The following is a 15,621-nucleotide window of genomic DNA, read 5'->3' as shown; positions in this document are numbered from 1 at the left end:
TAGCGTCATCACAGGCTCACCCCCGGCGGCAGCTTATCGGGCAGGTTCAGCGCTTCACTCTCCACTGAAGCGACCGGGTAGGCGCAGTAGTCGGCAGCGTAGAACGCACTGGGACGATGGTTACCGCTGTCGCCGACCCCGCCAAACGGTGCATCCCCGGACGCTCCCGTCGTCTGGCGGTTCCAGTTGACGATGCCAGCGCGGATGCGCAGCAGGAAGTCGTCCCAGTCGCTGCGCTCGCCGCCGATCAGGCCGGCAGAAAGCCCGTAGCGCGTGTCATTGGCCAGGGCGATGGCCTCATCCCAGTCGCGGTAGCGATAGACCTTGAGCAGCGGCCCGAAGTGCTCTTCATCGGGCACCTCGACGCCGGTCACGTCCACCAGCCCCGGAGACAGCAAACTGGTGCCCTCCTCGAGCTGACGCATCCGTGCCAGCACCTTGCCACCTCGTGCTTCCAGATCCGCCTGGGCCGCCAGCAGTCCCTCGGCGGCCGCTACGCTGACCAGACCGCCGTAGAAAGGCGCGTCTTCAGCGAAGGGCTGTGCCACCCGCAACCGTCCCATGGCCTCCGTCAATGCCGCCAGCAAGCTGTCCCCAGCACTTCCTTCGGGCACGATCAGGCGACGGGCACAGGTACACCGCTGACCGCCGGACAGAAACGCGGACTGCAAGATGGTCAGCACGGCGGCGTCTTCATCCGGTACATCCTTCACCACCAGCGGGTTGTTGCCGCCCAGCTCCAGCGCCAGCACCTTGCCCATCTGGCCGGCAAACTGCTGATGCAGCAGCCCGCCGACCTTGGCACTCCCCGTAAACAGCAGGCCGTCGATGCCGGCGTTCGCCGACAACGCCTGCCCCACCGGGGCAGCGCCCTGCACGAGATTGATGACGCCTGCAGGCAAGCCCGCTTCAAGCCAGCATTTCAAGGTCAGATCGGCGGTCAGCGGCGTCTGCTCGCTGGGCTTGAAGACCACCGTGTTGCCTGCCAGCAAGGCGGGCACGATATGGCCATTGGGCAGGTGGCCTGGAAAGTTGTAGGGACCAAACACCGCCATCACACCATGGGGACGATGGCGCAGCACGGCGCGTGCATCTCCCAGGTCACGCTCGCGCTCACCGGTGCGCTCCTCACGGGCGCGGATGGACAGCGCCACCTTGCCGATCATAGCGCCAACTTCGGTGCGTGCCTCCCAGATCGGCTTGCCGGTCTCGTGGGCAATGCTGGCGGCCAGATCCTCGCGATGATTTTCCAGCACGCCACGGAAACGCTCGACCAGCGCCTCACGCTCGGCCAGTGGCGTTCTGGCCCAGGCAGCGAAGGCGCGCCTGGCGCTGGCCACCGCTTGCTCCACCTGTTCGGCGCTGGCCGCGGCACCCTGCCAAAGCGTCGCTCCGCTGATGGGATCACGCTTGCTGAAGGTCTCTGCATCACCAGACACCCACTGACCGTCGATGAGCAATTGTTGGGTGGGTTGCATCACGCCTCCTCGTCGGAATTCAGCACACGCAAGGTATCGCCGGAGCTGACCTCCAGCCTGCGTGCTTCGTTGTCATTGAGTACCAGGATGCCGGCGTCGTCGGGCCCTCGTCCGACCCAGGCGGCGCGGAAGTCGGCCATGGACGTGGTGGCCGCCAGCCACTGGGGACGTTCGCTGCTGACAGCGTCAGGATCGACTTCCACCCGCACATGGCGGGATAGCCGAACGCCCTTGACGTCGTCGATATAGGCCTCGACGGTGGGCCCCCCGTCGAAGATGTCGATATAGCCTTCCCAGCGCAGTCCCTGCTTCTTGAGCATCGCCAGCGCTGGTCGCGTATGTTCGTGGACCTGACCGATGCAGGCACGCGCCTGTTCGGACAGGAAGGGGGTGTAGATCGGAAACTTGGGCATCAGTTCGCCGATAAAGCTCTTCTGACCCAGACCGGTCAAGCGATCCGCTTCATCGAAGTCCATCGGGAAAAAGTTGGCGCCCAGGCACTCCCAGAAAGCACTGCGACCGTTGTCGTCGAAGCGTCCACGCATCTCGGCCAGGACCTTTTCCGGAAAACGGTCGCGAAACTCCGCCATGAACAGCCAGCGCATCATCGACAGCAGCGCACCGTTGCGCTGATGGCGGCGGTCCGCGCCCCTGAACTCGGGGCGCAGAAACAGTGACGCCACCTCGGCGTCGCCGGTATGATCAGAGCTCAGGAACAGCGTATCGACGGTGCGATGCAGGTCGAGCTGCTTGGAGGAATGCGCCAGGGTGCCGACGCGATAGTGATAGAACGGTACCTCGCGTCCCACCTGGCCCTCGATGGCACAGCAACCGGCCAGGCGACCGCTCTCTTCATCTTCCAGAACAAAGAAGTAGAGCCGCTGATCCACTGGGGTCTGCTCATTGAAGGCGCTGCTGGCAGAGGCGATCTTGGCGGCCAGGAACTCGCGATTATCGGGCAGGGAGGTGAAGCCGACGCCGGTCTCCCGGGCCAGCGCCTGGAGCTCGTCCAGGTCCCCTTCCTTGATCGGACGCATGCGCATTACAGCTCTCCCTCGTCATATCCCGGATCGAGGCCATCAGCCGACAACGCCAGGGGCGCGGCCAGTACCGCACGACCTTCTTCGACACCCAGCAGCTCGGCATGGGCCGGTGACAGCATCAGCTGACCTGTGGGGGACAGCGCGTAGCGGGCCACCGTGCAGCAGAAGCCATCCAGGCGCTGATTGGCCACCATGGCCGGCTCGGCGTCGGGAAGGGTGTGCTCGGGACGAATGCGCACCGGGTGCCAGGCCGCGCGCCGAAAACTCTCCAGCCGAGCACGATCGCCCTTGATCACGGGACCTGCATCGAACAGGTCCACATGGCGGGAGCGCAGGAAACCTTCAGCCAGCATTTCCTCGAGCGCGTCTTCATGGGCAGGATGCTCGCGACCGATGGCCGCGCGAGCCTTGGGCGTCAGCATGGCCAGGTAAAGCGGGAACTGGGGCATCACCTCAGCGATGAAGCTCTTGGAGCGCACGCCGGCGATGTAGTTGATTTCGTGATAGTCACGCACGAAAAAATGACGGCCCACGCTGTTCCAGAACGGCGACGCACCGTCCTCGTCCAGATAGCCGGGGAAGGCCATCGCCAGCACGTCGGCGAACCGCTCCGGGTACTGGGCAATGAACATCAGCCTGGCACGCCGGAGCAGGCTCTCCGCACTGGTGCCCTTGTAGCGCGGGTCCAGCGACAGGGCACACAGCAGGCTGGCATCGGACACTTCGTGGGACAGCGCCAAGGTCTGCACCTCACGCCTCACATTGAGCTGCTGCGAGGCATGAATCAGCGTCTCCTGGCGATAGGTGTAATAGGCCTCGTTAGCGCCGGCCAGGGCACGAATGGTGGCCGTGCCCACGACGTCGCCACGTTCCTGGTCTTCGAGTACGAAGGTGTAGTGCTCGTCTCCCGGCACTTCGACCTCCGACGCGAAGGCCCGCTGGGAGCGCGCAATGCGCTCCTCGAGACGATCGCGGTGGGCCGGCAGATTGGTCAGGCGCGGCTGGGCACTGCCTGCCAGACGCTCCAGCGCCGGCAGGTCACCAGGCCGCACAGGGCGAACAGCCAACATGGGATGCCCTCCTGTCGCAGCTTGCTCAAAATCCGATGACATAGTCTGTGGCAGGGGCCTGCTCACGATGCGCTCACCAGACGAGCGATGGCACGCTCCAGGCGCTCGAGGCCCTCGACGATATCTGCCTCGGGGATCACCAGTGACGGCGCCATGCGCAGCACATTAGGTCCGGCGATCAAGGCCATCAGGCCCTCTTCAATGGCCAGCGGCAGGATGTCCTTGGCACGGCCTTCGTACTCCGGCGCCATCTCGGCACCGATCAGCAGCCCCATGCCGCGCACTTCCTTGAACACGCCGTGCTTGCGGTTGATGGCTTCGAGGTGCTCGCGGAACAGCTCATGACGCTTGGCGACGCCACCCAGCACCTCCGGCGTATCGATGTGACGGATCGCGGCCAGGGCCACGGCAGACGCCAACGCGTTGCCGCCATAGGTCGAGCCGTGGGTGCCCAGCACCAGCACCGGGGCCACGCGATCGGTCGTCAGCATGGCGCCCACGGGGAAACCACCGCCCAGGCTCTTGGCGCTGGTCAGGATATCGGGGGTGATACCGTAATCCATGTAGGCATAGAGAGAGCCCGAGCGACCCACGCCAGTCTGCACTTCATCAAACACCAGCAGCGCATCATGCTGGTCACACAGATCGCGGAGTCCCTGCAGGAATTCCTGAGTGGCCGGAACGACACCGCCTTCACCCTGCATCGGCTCGACCACGATGGCACAGGTGTCATCCCCTACCAGCTCGCGGACGCTGTCCAGGTTGTTGAACTCCGCATGCAGGATGCCGCCCGGGACCGGACCGAACCCCTGCGAGTACTTGGGCTGGCCACCTACGCTGACGGTGAACAGGGTGCGTCCATGGAAGGACTGGCGGAAGGAAATGATCTTGTCCTTGTGCTCGCCGTGGGTGTCATGGGCCCAGCGACGTGCCAGCTTGAAGGCCGCTTCGTTGGCCTCGCCACCGGACGAACACAGGTATACCTTGTCGGCAAAGGTGCGCTCGACCAGCTCCCGGGACAGCTCGAGGGCCGGTTCGTTGGTATAGACGTTGGACAGATGCCACAGCTTGTCAGCCTGGGCCTTGAGCGCATCCACCAGCACCGGGTGGCAGTGACCGAGAGAGTTGACCGCGATGCCGCCGGCAAAGTCGATGTACTCACGCCCCTCCTGGTCCCACAGGCGGCTGCCCTCGCCGCGCACCGGGATGACCTTCTGGGGCGCGTAGTTGGGCACCATGTACTGATCAAAGTCGGCACGGCTCGGGGTGTGGCTCATCGGTGATCTCCGCTGTCATGGGTGGTTGCCGTCGCGAGACGGCTGAGCATGTAATGCGCGAAATCGCAAAACATGCAATCAATCGATCACTCGAGTATAGGGACGCCATCGCAGGAAGGCTTTCAGCAATGGGACCGGCTTTTTCACAAAGCACAGCCACGTCCGCGCAGCATCGTCACCCTCGACAACCCACAGCCACGTTTCTTCTGCATGCTTCGGCCCAGCGCCTCGTCTAGTCTGTAGACAGCCAGTCTTCCACTACTCAGTGAATCCTCATGATAAACACCACTCGCTGGAATCGTTGGCGCTACTCGCTGTATGCGCCTGTGTATGACGTGGTCGCCGAAAGAGCCTTTCGCCGGCCGCGCCGTCAGGCACTGGCCCAGGTGCGCTGGCAATCCGGCATGCGGGTATTGCTGGTGGGTGCGGGCACCGGGCTCGACCTGCCGTGGCTACCACGAGATATCGAGGTGCACGCCAGTGACCTGTGCCCCGCCATGGTCAAGCGACTCAAGGTCAGGGCCAATCACCTTGGGGTGGATGTGGAAGCACGAGCAATGGACGCCGAGCAGCTGGATTACCCGGATGGCTATTTCGATGTGGTGGTGATGCATCTGATTCTGGCGGTCATGCCGCAACCGGACAGGGGGCTGGCCGAGGCCTATCGCGTGCTGGGCGGCGATGGACAGCTGTGCATCATGGACAAGTTCCAGGACGACGAGCGGCCTTCCGGGATGCTGCGACGCAGCCTCAACCTGGCGACCACGACCATCGCCACCGATATTACCCGCCAGGCCGCACCTCTGCTGACAAAGGCAGGCTTCGTCATTGAACAGGACACTGCGGTCCTGATGGGCAAGGTGTTTCGCGCCCTGCTGGCCTGCAAGGCGCCACCCACATCATCAACAGACCCGGCAGGCATCCTGCGCTGAGCTGTCACGCTGCCGTTGACGGCGCCACTGCGCCGGCGTACCCGCTTCGAAGCGCTGCCATAGGCGCCTGAGCTGGTGTTCGTCCGACACGCCCACCTTTTCGGCAATGGCTGCGAGGCTAAGCGATGATTCCTGCATCAGCTGGCGGGCCAGCTGAAGGCGAATTCTGGCCAGATAGTCCAGTGCGCTCATGCCGGTCAGCTCGACGAAGCGGCGCCGCAGGTGGCGCTCTCCCATGGCGGACTCCCTGGCCATAAGCGACATGGACCATGTATCAGCCGGGGCAGCAGCGATGCGATCCTGAAGCCGGTGGATACGCTGATCGACATGATTTCTCCCCGTCAGCCACACACCCAGCTGGGGTTCCTGGCCGCTACGACGAAGATACAGCACCATATCCCTCGCCACCGTTACCACGATGTCGTGTCCGACGACGCGCGTCAGCCAATGCAACATCGTATCGATCCCGGTGGAAATGCCAGCGCTGGTAAACAGCCCACGGTCCTCGGTGAATATGCAGTCCTGCTGAACGAGAGCCCTGGGTGCCAGACACCGCAGTCTGTCGAGGAGTTGATGATGGGTGGTACAACGGCGGCCATCCAGCAAGCCTGCCTGGGCCAACAGTAGCGTACCCGAACACACGCTCATCACGGCACGAGCCTGGGGCGCCACTGACCGCAGCCACCGCACCACCTCATCCTGAGCATCGGCTTCCATGGCGGCGCGATACTGGCCAGGCACCAACAGCAGGTGGCAATCCCCCAGGGAGTCGGGCAACGGCGCTATACCCGACAACGATAGCGGCCCCATCCAGTCAAACTGAGAACGGGGCCCAATGAAGTCGATCTCAAAGGGCTGCCTGATCGATGCACTGCGTAACACCTGCCATGGCCCCACGAGGTCGAGGGGCACCATCCCGGGTACCAAGACGATACTCACTCGAAGGGAGCCATCACCGGCGGCACGAGTTTCCATCATTCTCCCTGGCACCCCACCCCTCTTGTCATATGGCTCGTTCACAGATGGCCGCTGGTCAGGCCAGCTCACAGCGCTCATTGCGCAAGGCACTTACCGGCACCACACGGGCAAAGCGCCCATCCAGTACCAGTTCCGTGCGCTCACGGATCTCTGCTGCGGAGAACACTCGTCCTGCTCGAGACATCGAGAACGTCAGCGTCGCCTCGGCGATGAACACCACATCATACCCGAGATCAGACCCCACTCGAGCCGTCGTCTCGCAGCACTGCTCGGTACGGATGCCACTGATCCAGAGCGTCTTGATTCCCCGCCCACGAAGCCAGCGGTCCAGTCCGGTATCGGTAAACGCGTTGTGCGCGGTCTTGTAAAACGTGGCGTCCGCAGGATCATCAAAGCCCGGCAAAGGTTTGACGAACCCCTGATCTGGATCGAAGGCTCCACCGCTCCCAGGTGCGAGATGGAAGATTCTTACGAGGGGTATGCCTGATGCCTTGGCCAGGTCGATCAATTCGCGCTGGGCGTCAGGCCAGCGCCCCAGTTCTTGCGGGTTCCAGTAAGGACGCTGGGGAAAAGACGCTTGAACATCAATAAGCAGTAGTGCAGATGACACGGACAGACTCCTGGTCCGCAGAATGGGAGAGAGCAATGGGTGTACAGCTACGATAAGTCGCCCCATCCACGGACCGAAGTGCCAAAGCGGTCACACCGGTGGCAAATTCGGACATGATCATCATCGTCCACCAGCGCTTCGGCCACCCGCCCCTGCGCACCAACTATAAAGCGTCAATCTATACAGCACTCACCAACAAAAAAGGCCCACCCAAAAAGGTGAGCCTTTGTCATCACGTCATGCCACCAACCGCTGGCACTGCGACGATGTTACATATTGGCTTCCTGGAAAGCCTCGACGGTCTCTTGCAGCAGTGCCTTCAGATCGGCGACTTCCTGCTCCAAGGCAGCAATTTTTTGCTCCTGCTGCGTGGCTTCCGATTGCTGCTGAATCGCCTGCATGCGCTGCTGCAGCGTATCGGAATCCATCGCCTGCGCTGAACCCACTGCCATCATGGAGGCCAGGAGTGCAGCTGCCATCATTTTGATCTTCATGTCTTTCTCCTCGTCTTTGTCGAACGTCCTTCGACCTGGTTCCCTGTCCATTACCCATGAAGGCCGGTGGGCACTGCTGCAAGGCAATGGTAGGACATCGTCTTGATGATTAGCGGAGCAACGTGACCTGCAGGGCGTATCCTTAGGGCGAGACAGGAAGGGAATGCCAACCACCCCGTCACGTCCAAGACACTCACCCTTCACGAAGCCCAATGAAAAACAGTGTTCAAAAACTCGTTGGATCAATCTAATAGGGGGGTATTACAGTTAGCAACCTGTGTTTATTCGAAAGACTAAACAAGCACAATTTTTAAACTTTATAGGACATTTCCACGTCGACACTATCCCGTCCTACGTATGAAAACATCTAATACGCTTCTGACGTATGATGCTGGCCGGTGCCGGCAAACCAATGGCTTACCAGCGCCGTAGGCCGCAGCTGATCTCGTGCTGCAAGCCTGCGGCGCTGACCATCATGCAGGATTACTGGGACTCATTGAGACTGTCTACGGTCATCTGAAGAAGGTCCTTCAGCTCTGCCACTTCCTGTTCGAGGGCTTCGACCTTCTGCTCGTCAGAGGCCGCCTCACTGCGCTGTTCAATTTCCTGCATGCGCTTCTGCAGGGTCGCTGAGTCCATGGCAAAGGCGCTACCCGCGGCCAGCACAGACACCATCATGACAGCAAAGATCATCTTGGTTTTCATGTCACTCTCCTCGACTTTCCTATTGTGGCCGACCGCAGAAGTCTGGCCTATTGAGGGATCCACCTCTGTGGGGGATCCTATGCTTGCCTATCGTTGACTTGTCTTCCCCTGCAAATTCAGCAAAGAAGAGACAAGCTACTGGTGCAATATGCTGCTTCAGCGCATTTGCCAACTGGGTGTCTACATCCATCCGCGCCCACCTCAGTTCACTTGTCGCTCATATCCTTTCATCCCGATCCGCTTTCGCCCCGGTTCGCTTTCATCCCGGTCCACTTTCATCCAGGTCCACTTTCACCCCAGTCGGCGGATGCTCGATATACGTTCTTATGATTCTCTAGCGAACAGAGCGCGAATCTACGGCCCAATAAAACAAGCAAAAACATTATGTTATGAGAATAAAGATCAAAAAAACTGACCGCTTCTAAACGTAACTTTTTGTTAACTGGCAACAGAAAATCTAATTCGCATCTCACATATTGGCAATTGCAGATATGTTCATAAAATCATTTCGGCACAATTATTCTGTAAGATATTGAACATAGCGGCGTAAAAATATCTCGCATTACGTCGGCAGCTATGGTCTTTCCTTTCACGCATGGTGGACCCGTATGAAAGTCATGCGCCAGCAGCACTGCTCGTTGCTGCTGGCGCATCATCAGCCTTTATGCTGATTCAGCAATCAAGTGATCGTGTTTGGCACTCGCCTCTTCACTTACCGCCTTCCAGGCAGCCCCGGTGATGGCAAGGGAAGCCCCGAGAAGAACCAGGTCCTTCGCCAGAAATCCACCGAACAGCGATGGGAAGGCCAAGGTATCGCCCGACAGACTGCTGACATGCAAGACACCAGGGGTGGTCAGCAAGAACGTGCTGGTCGTCAGGAAGATGACGCTTGCAAGCGCTCCCCCCACCAAGCCAGCTTTCTTGGAGATGGGGTATGCCGCAACAAGCAAGCCAACGACAATTTCTGCCGTACCAATAGCCGCCGACACCTGATTGACACTCGCAATGCTGTACAACCAGGACATCAACGGAGAGCTGGCAACGATGCCCTGGATAGCAGCCGCTTCATCTGGGTGATACTTGAAGAAACCGATCCATAGAAGGATCGCGACCACACCGTACAACGCAATATAGAAGCCAGCACGAGAAAGGGTATTGTGATTCATGTCTCACTCTCCATCTTTACTTTTTTCGTCATTTTTTATGAATAGATGGCAGACGCATCCTCATCTTTCCTCTATTCATCTTCCGATCTACTGCTACCACCTTCTGCCGAAACAGCCACCATCGCTTTCCATACACCGCATGATGTCCGGAGACACTCTCTGATCGAACGTCATCCTTTTGCTCAGCTTCTACTCAGCTATGGCTCCGGCACCTTGCTGTCTTTTTTCTCTGTGTACGATACATGCGATTTACTTACACTACTGTTGATAACTACGCTCATTCGATTTTTCTGATCTGCATGAAGACGTGGTATGTCGCTCTGTGTCTCCATCACCTGACACCTTCTCTGCGTACTCTACGCACTCTCTGTAGCCATACCATCACGCCTCATGGTGAGGTCGCTTCTGTCGACTACATCACCGTTTCCTTACGTCACTTCACCCAAAGAATTTTGCCAAAACGAGCATGTAACATGTCTTCACCGTCCTTTCACACCGTTGCTGAACCTCAAGCAGCCAACACAAACAACGAGGACATGAGGACCTAAACCTCAACGTTGAGCTGACATGCTGTGGAAGCTGATGGTGGGGAAAAGGCAATGACACGACAGGCAGGGAGGAAGGGAAAAACGAAGAGAGGAAGCGCAGGTGCGCCTCGAGACGTAGACTGTCGCGCCCGGCTCACGTGAGCAGCCGGGGTCAACCGTGCTACCGAAACATGCCACCGCACATCGATTCCGCTCGATGTCGGCAACGGATTCATGTCGAACCCATACAGGTCGAACCCATGCAGGTCGAACCCAGCAACGGTGAGCGATGCGGGACAAAAGGGGGGGATGTTCAGGGGACGTTCAGGGAGCTATGCAGGTCCCGGGAAGGTGCGGTTACCCGATAAACCGTATCGGGCCAGTGGCTAGCCCAGTCGCTCTTCCCTGGGGGTCATACCGAAGTGATTGCGATACGCCGTCGAGAAATGCGCCGCCGATGAGAAGCCGGTCTGAAGCGCGATTTCACCGGCAGGCTGATCACTCTCGCGCAGCATGCGGCGAGCCTTCTGCAGACGCAGATCGAGGTAATAGCGACTCGGCACCGACTTCAGGTACTTCTTGAAGAGTCGCTCCAGCTGACGCCTGGAGATGCCCAGATGTTCGGCAAGTTCGTGAGTCGACAGCGGCTCTTCGATGTTGGCTTCCATCAGCTGCACGGCCTCGACCAGGCTGGCCGGCGCATGGGCGAGACGCGAGCGCAGGGGAATCTGCTGGGGTTCATCACCCATGCGGATCCGCTCCATCACGAAATATTCCGAAATTCGTGATGCTAGAGCGGCACCATGATGACTTTCGACCAGGGTGATCATCATGTCCATGGCCGCCGTGCCGCCACCACAGGTCATCCGGTCACGATCAATCTCGAACAGCTGTTGTGACAGCCGCACCCGGGGGTGAGCCGCCGCGAAGGCCTCGAACCGTTGCCACGGCAGCGTGGCCTGGTAGCCATCCAGAAGCCCCAGCCGCGCCAGCGCTTCGGTGCCCCCGCCGATGCCGCCGAGTAACACGCCAGAAGCCGCCAGGCGTTTGAGCCAGGCCGCCAGATCATCGGGGATCCCCCCAGGCAGCTTGGCAGGCCCGCACACCAACACCATGTCGGGGTGAGTCTCCACCTCTGCTAGCGCTTCCCGGGGCAGCACGGTCTGCTGCGACGCACTCGTCACCGCATCGCCGCCGCTGGAGTAACTGGTCAGTCGATAGAGGGTTCGGCCGTGAAGCAGGTTCGCCACATGCAGCGGCTCGGTGGCACAGGCATGCGCCAGCAGAGAAAATCCAGGCATCACCACGATCCCTACTTGGCGCAGCAATTCGGATGAGCGTGATGGGTGGGAAGACGGCGGCATGAACCTTCTCGACGAGAATATGCGAGCCATAGTCTACGCCACTCACGCCATGGATTCAGCGCCCATGTCCGTTGTGCATGGGCCACGCCTGCAGCGAAGACGCATCAGTGACACGACGACAACGGGCCGCGACCTCTCGGTCACGGCCCGTCGGCAAAGGCGAGTCTGTCAGCCGCCGGCTCGCTCAGCGCTGGAGCGACAGGACCGACATTCAGGGCCTTTTGGGCGGATTAGAGCTGAACGACGTCGAAGCTGACGTCCGGATTGACGTCGGCGTCGTAGTCCACATCGCTACGCTCGAAGCCGAACAGCTTGAGGAACTCGTGCTTGTAGCCAGCGTAGTCCGTGATATCGAACAGATTGTCACTGGTCACCTGCGGCCACAGATCCTTGCATGCCTGCTGGACGTCATCACGCAGTTCCCAGTCATCCAGACGCAGGCGGCCGACGTCATCCGTGGTGGCTTCACCCCCGTAGAGGCGCTCCCCGAACAGGCGGTTGAGCTGGTCGATGGTGCCTTCGTGTAGGCCCTGCCCCTTCATCACCCGATAGACCATCGCAATGTACAACGGCATGACCGGGATGGCGGCACTCGCCTGGGTCACTACCGACTTGAGCACAGCGACGTTGGCACCACCTCCAGACTGTTTCAGTTCGCCATCGATGGCGGCGGCTGCACGATCCAGGTCTTCCTTGGCCTTGCCCAACGCACCATGCCAGTAGATCGGCCAGGTGATCTCGGTACCGATATAACTGAAGGCAACACTGCGGGCACCAGGAGCCAGTACATCGGCCTCGCTCAATGCCTGCATCCACAGCTCCCAGTCCTGACCGCCCATGACATCGATGGTATCGGCGATTTCCTGCTCGCTGGCAGGCTCGACCTCGGCTTCGATGATGGTGTCCTTGTTGGTGTCGATAGCGGTGGCGCGGTAGGTCTCGCCAATGGGCTTGAGGCTGGAACGCTTCAGCTCACCGGAGTCCGGCATCTTGCGCACGGGAGACGCCAGCGAGTAGACCACCAGGTCCACCTGCCCCATGTCCTGCTTGATCAATTCGATCGCCTTGGCGCGGGCTTCGTGGGAGAAGGCATCACCATTGATCGACTTGCTGTAGAGGCCTTCCTGCTTGGCGAACTTGTCGAAGGCCGCAGCATTGTACCAACCCGCCGTACCGGGCTTCTTCTCGGTGCCGGGCTTCTCGAAGAACACACCGAGGGTATCGGCGCCATAACCAAAGGCAGCAGTGACACGTGCCGCCAGGCCGTAACCGCTGGAGGCACCGATCACCAGCACTTTCTTGGGCCCCTTGGATGACGCCAGGCCACGTGCGCGGGTTGCCTCGATCTGCTCGAGTACGTTTTTCTCGCAACCGACAGGATGGGTGGTGGTGCAGATGAATCCGCGTACCTTGGGCTTGATGATCACGACAGACCTCTTTATTGCTCGTGGCTCCCGTAGGAGAGCCATCCAATGTGTAATGCGTGGTGGCGATATTCTAGCGGCACACGGCGATCCTGTCCGCCTTTGCAGACAAAGGGCCTCACGGGCGGGGCTACTGAGCGATACTTGCTCGACGGCGGCGGCTCGGGCAGGATGCAGTCCATCGCTTGAGGAGACCACCGATGGATGCCCAGACTCTGGTCGATGAACGCGGCGAGCTATGGCTCGCATTGGCCCCGATGTGGCTGGAACGGGAACCGCGAGAATCCGACTACGCGAGAATGGTAGAGGTGATAGAACGTGACGGCATCGCGCTCAAGGACCTGGAGTGGGTCTTTCGCCTCGAACTCGCCCCCGTACTTTCTCGACAGCAAATGTCGGTCGCTGGTGAGTGGCGCAAGTTCGACGACTACCAGTTGATGCGCCGCCTGGTCGCCCACAACCTCCGACTGACCGGCTGGCGCCGTAAGTTCTGGGCCCTGTTCTCAGGCTTGACCACCATGATGGTGCGTCACCGCTACAACGCCCTGGTGGAGCATCTGGTGGTCAGCCGAGGAGAAGCGCGCTAGGGCCAGCGGCCGGTCTCAGGCCACAAAGCCTAACCCTCACGTCTCGTCGAGGGCCCGTTCCAGATCCGTCAGCATCGCCGCGGCACCATCCCGCGGCCCGAACCTCTTCAGCACGCGCCCGTCTCGCGCCACCAGAAACTTGGTGAAATTCCATTTGATGGCGCGCGTTCCCAGCCAGCCCGGAGCTTCGGCTTTCAGGCGCTGAAACAGAGGATGGGCACCGCGTCCATTCACCTCCACCTTTTCCATCAGGGGAAAGGTGACACCAAACTGACGCTCACCAAAGGCACAGAATTGCTCGGCAGACTCTGGCGACTGCTTGGCAAACTGGTTGCAAGGAAACCCCAGCACCGTGAAGCCCCGTTCGCGATGCTCGCGATACAGCGCCTCCAGTTCGCCCAACTGAGAGGTAAAACCGCACTGGCTTGCCACATTGACGACAAGCAGCACCTGGCCCCTCAATGCACGCAGATTGAAAGGCTCACCTTGATGGGTATGACACTCGACGTCATGCAGGCTCATGGGCTGAACTCGCGCTCCTTGTCTTCACGATGACACGCCTTCACGGCTCTCGCCAGAGACGCAGCCTCACCGGCGAAGTCGCCTTCATCCTTGCGCTTCCTGCTTCAACAGCAGGGCCAGCGCGAGGTGCGTGTCCGGTGTGGCCTCAGCCAGTTCGATGGCCTCTCCAGGCGGCATCCAGGTGACGCTGGCGACCTCTTCCGGCTGCAGCGCCAGAGGACCGTCCCAGGTCACGCAAAAGACACTGCCAAAGATGCGATATCCCTGGTCATCGTAGCGAAAGCTCAGGCAGGGCGTCAGCGGGGCATGACAGATACCAAGCTCCTCTGCCAGTTCACGACGGGCAGACACGTGGACCGCCTCACCAGCCGCCACCACGCCACCTGCAGCGAGGTCAAGACCACCGGGAAAGGCTTCCTTGGTCAGTGTCCGTCGCTGGACGCACAGCTCTCCCGCGCCATTGCGCACCACAATGTAGGTCGCGCGATGCCAGAAGCGATAGCGGCGCATGTCGGATCGCCAGGCGCTTCCGCAGGGGCGATCGCGGGCATCCACGATCTGCACTCTCTCGCGCGCGATGACCGGCGCCGGCACGTCACCCGCCGGAGCCTTCAGCGATGACGCCACCGGCAGCGACAGCTCAGGTGAGGCAACCTCACTCATCACAGGACTCCGCCATTAAAGCGTCAAGCCTAACGATCCGCGCCCGCGACGTCACCCTTCGCCCAGTCTTCGATACCTGCCAAGGCGCTTGATATCTGGCTGTGCGCTTGATACCTGGCAGGGCCTTAGCCCAGCAGCACACGAACCGCTAGTCCCAGCAAGAGCACGCCCGTCACCCGATTGATCCAGTGAGACCGAGCCTGCAGCCAAGGCAGCACACTGGAGTGAGACAGGCCAAGCGCTACCAGCACGTACCAGCCGCCGTCGATCACCATGGCCGTGACAACGACGATACTTCGCTCAAGCACGGACATGTCAGGACTGACGAACTGACTGAGCAAGGCAACAAAGAACAGGATCAGCTTGGGATTACCCAGGGCGACCAGCAAGCCTTCCCGGGCGGCGGTCAGGTGACTGGCAGCGGCGGGCTGCGGCCGCAGTGCCCCCGCCTGGCCCGCGCGCAGCGCCTTGATGCCAAGCCAGGCCAGATATACGGCCCCTGCCAGCATCACCACGCGGAACCCCTGAGGATGTCGTTCGATGACTTCGCCCAGGCCCCAGACGGTCAGCAGTGCGTAGAGGCCTACACCCAGAGCGTGTGTGATCGCCGCCACGACACCGGCGGCCCTGCCACTGCCCAGGGTATGGCGGAGTACAAGTGCCAGGCTGGGGCCGGGGGACATGGCTCCCATGGCACAGATGGCTGCCAAAGAGAGCCAAAGCGATAACGGCATAATTTCTCCTCAATTACTTCGACGCCTGGCTCACACAATCTATGCAG

Annotated in this window: 16 protein-coding genes; 2 read left to right on the top strand and 14 right to left on the bottom strand. The window is 60.6% G+C overall.

The window, feature by feature from the left end; all coding sequences use genetic code 11:
- Positions 1 to 8 precede the first annotated feature (8 nt).
- The 4 genes from astD to KUV86_RS10555 all read right to left on the bottom strand — a co-directional run bounded on the left by astD (position 9) and on the right by KUV86_RS10555 (position 4,868).
- Complete coding sequence (gene astD, locus KUV86_RS10570) at positions 9 to 1,478, bottom strand: succinylglutamate-semialdehyde dehydrogenase (RefSeq protein WP_222484725.1); 1,470 nt, start codon at positions 1,476 to 1,478, stop codon at positions 9 to 11.
- Positions 1,478 to 2,521 (bottom strand): arginine N-succinyltransferase, encoded by a 1,044-nt coding sequence (gene astA / locus KUV86_RS10565; protein ID WP_206941494.1) that lies wholly within the window; start codon positions 2,519 to 2,521, stop codon positions 1,478 to 1,480. The genes astD and astA overlap by 1 nt, the downstream gene beginning before the upstream one ends.
- Positions 2,521 to 3,591 carry an arginine N-succinyltransferase gene (locus KUV86_RS10560; protein WP_206941495.1) on the bottom strand — a complete coding sequence of 357 codons (1,071 nt, stop codon included), beginning with the start codon at positions 3,589 to 3,591 and terminating at the stop codon, positions 2,521 to 2,523. Before KUV86_RS10560 ends, astA begins: the two co-directional genes overlap by 1 nt.
- A 62-nt stretch (positions 3,592 to 3,653) precedes the next feature.
- Entirely contained in the window at positions 3,654 to 4,868 is a 1,215-nt protein-coding gene (locus KUV86_RS10555) for an aspartate aminotransferase family protein (RefSeq protein ID WP_206941496.1), read from the bottom strand.
- A gap of 275 nt (positions 4,869 to 5,143) precedes the next feature.
- Between KUV86_RS10555 and KUV86_RS10550 the strand changes: the two genes are divergently transcribed.
- On the top strand, positions 5,144 to 5,800 hold the full coding sequence (locus KUV86_RS10550; protein WP_222162643.1) for a class I SAM-dependent methyltransferase: 657 nt from the start codon (positions 5,144 to 5,146) through the stop codon (positions 5,798 to 5,800).
- Here the strand turns inward: KUV86_RS10550 and KUV86_RS10545 are convergent.
- From KUV86_RS10545 to fabV, 7 genes are all read right to left on the bottom strand, one after another.
- A complete protein-coding gene (locus KUV86_RS10545) occupies positions 5,771 to 6,775 on the bottom strand; it encodes a GlxA family transcriptional regulator (RefSeq protein WP_261397611.1) in 1,005 nt (334 codons plus the stop codon). The two genes, KUV86_RS10550 and KUV86_RS10545, sit on opposite strands and share 30 nt — an antisense overlap.
- Before the next feature lie 58 nt (positions 6,776 to 6,833).
- Positions 6,834 to 7,388, bottom strand: a complete 555-nt coding sequence (locus KUV86_RS10540) for an isochorismatase family protein (RefSeq protein WP_315900982.1) — start codon at positions 7,386 to 7,388, stop codon at positions 6,834 to 6,836.
- Positions 7,389 to 7,657: 269 nt separating this feature from the next.
- Positions 7,658 to 7,882, bottom strand: a complete 225-nt coding sequence (locus KUV86_RS10535; RefSeq protein WP_206941501.1) for a hypothetical protein — start codon at positions 7,880 to 7,882, stop codon at positions 7,658 to 7,660.
- A gap of 483 nt (positions 7,883 to 8,365) precedes the next feature.
- A complete protein-coding gene (locus tag KUV86_RS10530) occupies positions 8,366 to 8,587 on the bottom strand; it encodes a hypothetical protein (RefSeq protein ID WP_206941503.1) in 222 nt (73 codons plus the stop codon).
- 662 nt (positions 8,588 to 9,249) lie between these two features.
- Positions 9,250 to 9,753, bottom strand: coding sequence for a DUF417 family protein (locus tag KUV86_RS10525; protein WP_222484720.1), 504 nt, complete (start codon positions 9,751 to 9,753; stop codon positions 9,250 to 9,252).
- A 913-nt stretch (positions 9,754 to 10,666) separates the two neighbouring features.
- Positions 10,667 to 11,581 (bottom strand): GlxA family transcriptional regulator, encoded by a 915-nt coding sequence (locus KUV86_RS10520; protein ID WP_224908507.1) that lies wholly within the window; start codon positions 11,579 to 11,581, stop codon positions 10,667 to 10,669.
- A 293-nt stretch (positions 11,582 to 11,874) separates the two neighbouring features.
- A complete protein-coding gene (gene fabV / locus KUV86_RS10515) occupies positions 11,875 to 13,071 on the bottom strand; it encodes an enoyl-ACP reductase FabV (protein WP_222484719.1) in 1,197 nt (398 codons plus the stop codon).
- Positions 13,072 to 13,268: 197 nt separating this feature from the next.
- Here fabV and KUV86_RS10510 point away from each other — a divergent pair, with 197 nt between their 5' ends.
- A complete protein-coding gene (locus tag KUV86_RS10510) occupies positions 13,269 to 13,655 on the top strand; it encodes a hypothetical protein (RefSeq protein ID WP_206941511.1) in 387 nt (128 codons plus the stop codon).
- A 36-nt stretch (positions 13,656 to 13,691) separates the two neighbouring features.
- Here KUV86_RS10510 and KUV86_RS10505 read toward each other — a convergent pair whose 3' ends face one another.
- From KUV86_RS10505 to KUV86_RS10495, 3 genes are all read right to left on the bottom strand, one after another.
- A complete protein-coding gene (locus KUV86_RS10505; protein ID WP_206941513.1) occupies positions 13,692 to 14,177 on the bottom strand; it encodes a glutathione peroxidase in 486 nt (161 codons plus the stop codon).
- A gap of 84 nt (positions 14,178 to 14,261) precedes the next feature.
- Positions 14,262 to 14,840 carry an NUDIX hydrolase YfcD gene (gene yfcD / locus KUV86_RS10500; RefSeq protein ID WP_206941516.1) on the bottom strand — a complete coding sequence of 193 codons (579 nt, stop codon included), beginning with the start codon at positions 14,838 to 14,840 and terminating at the stop codon, positions 14,262 to 14,264.
- A gap of 125 nt (positions 14,841 to 14,965) precedes the next feature.
- Positions 14,966 to 15,574, bottom strand: coding sequence for a LysE family translocator (locus KUV86_RS10495; RefSeq protein ID WP_222484718.1), 609 nt, complete (start codon positions 15,572 to 15,574; stop codon positions 14,966 to 14,968).
- Between the last annotated feature and the right edge of the window lie 47 nt (positions 15,575 to 15,621).

This window comes from Halomonas sp. DP8Y7-3, from assembly GCF_019801675.1.
GTDB classification, from domain to species: domain Bacteria; phylum Pseudomonadota; class Gammaproteobacteria; order Pseudomonadales; family Halomonadaceae; genus Halomonas; species Halomonas litopenaei_A.
This window is presented reverse-complemented; position numbering and strand designations above follow the sequence as displayed.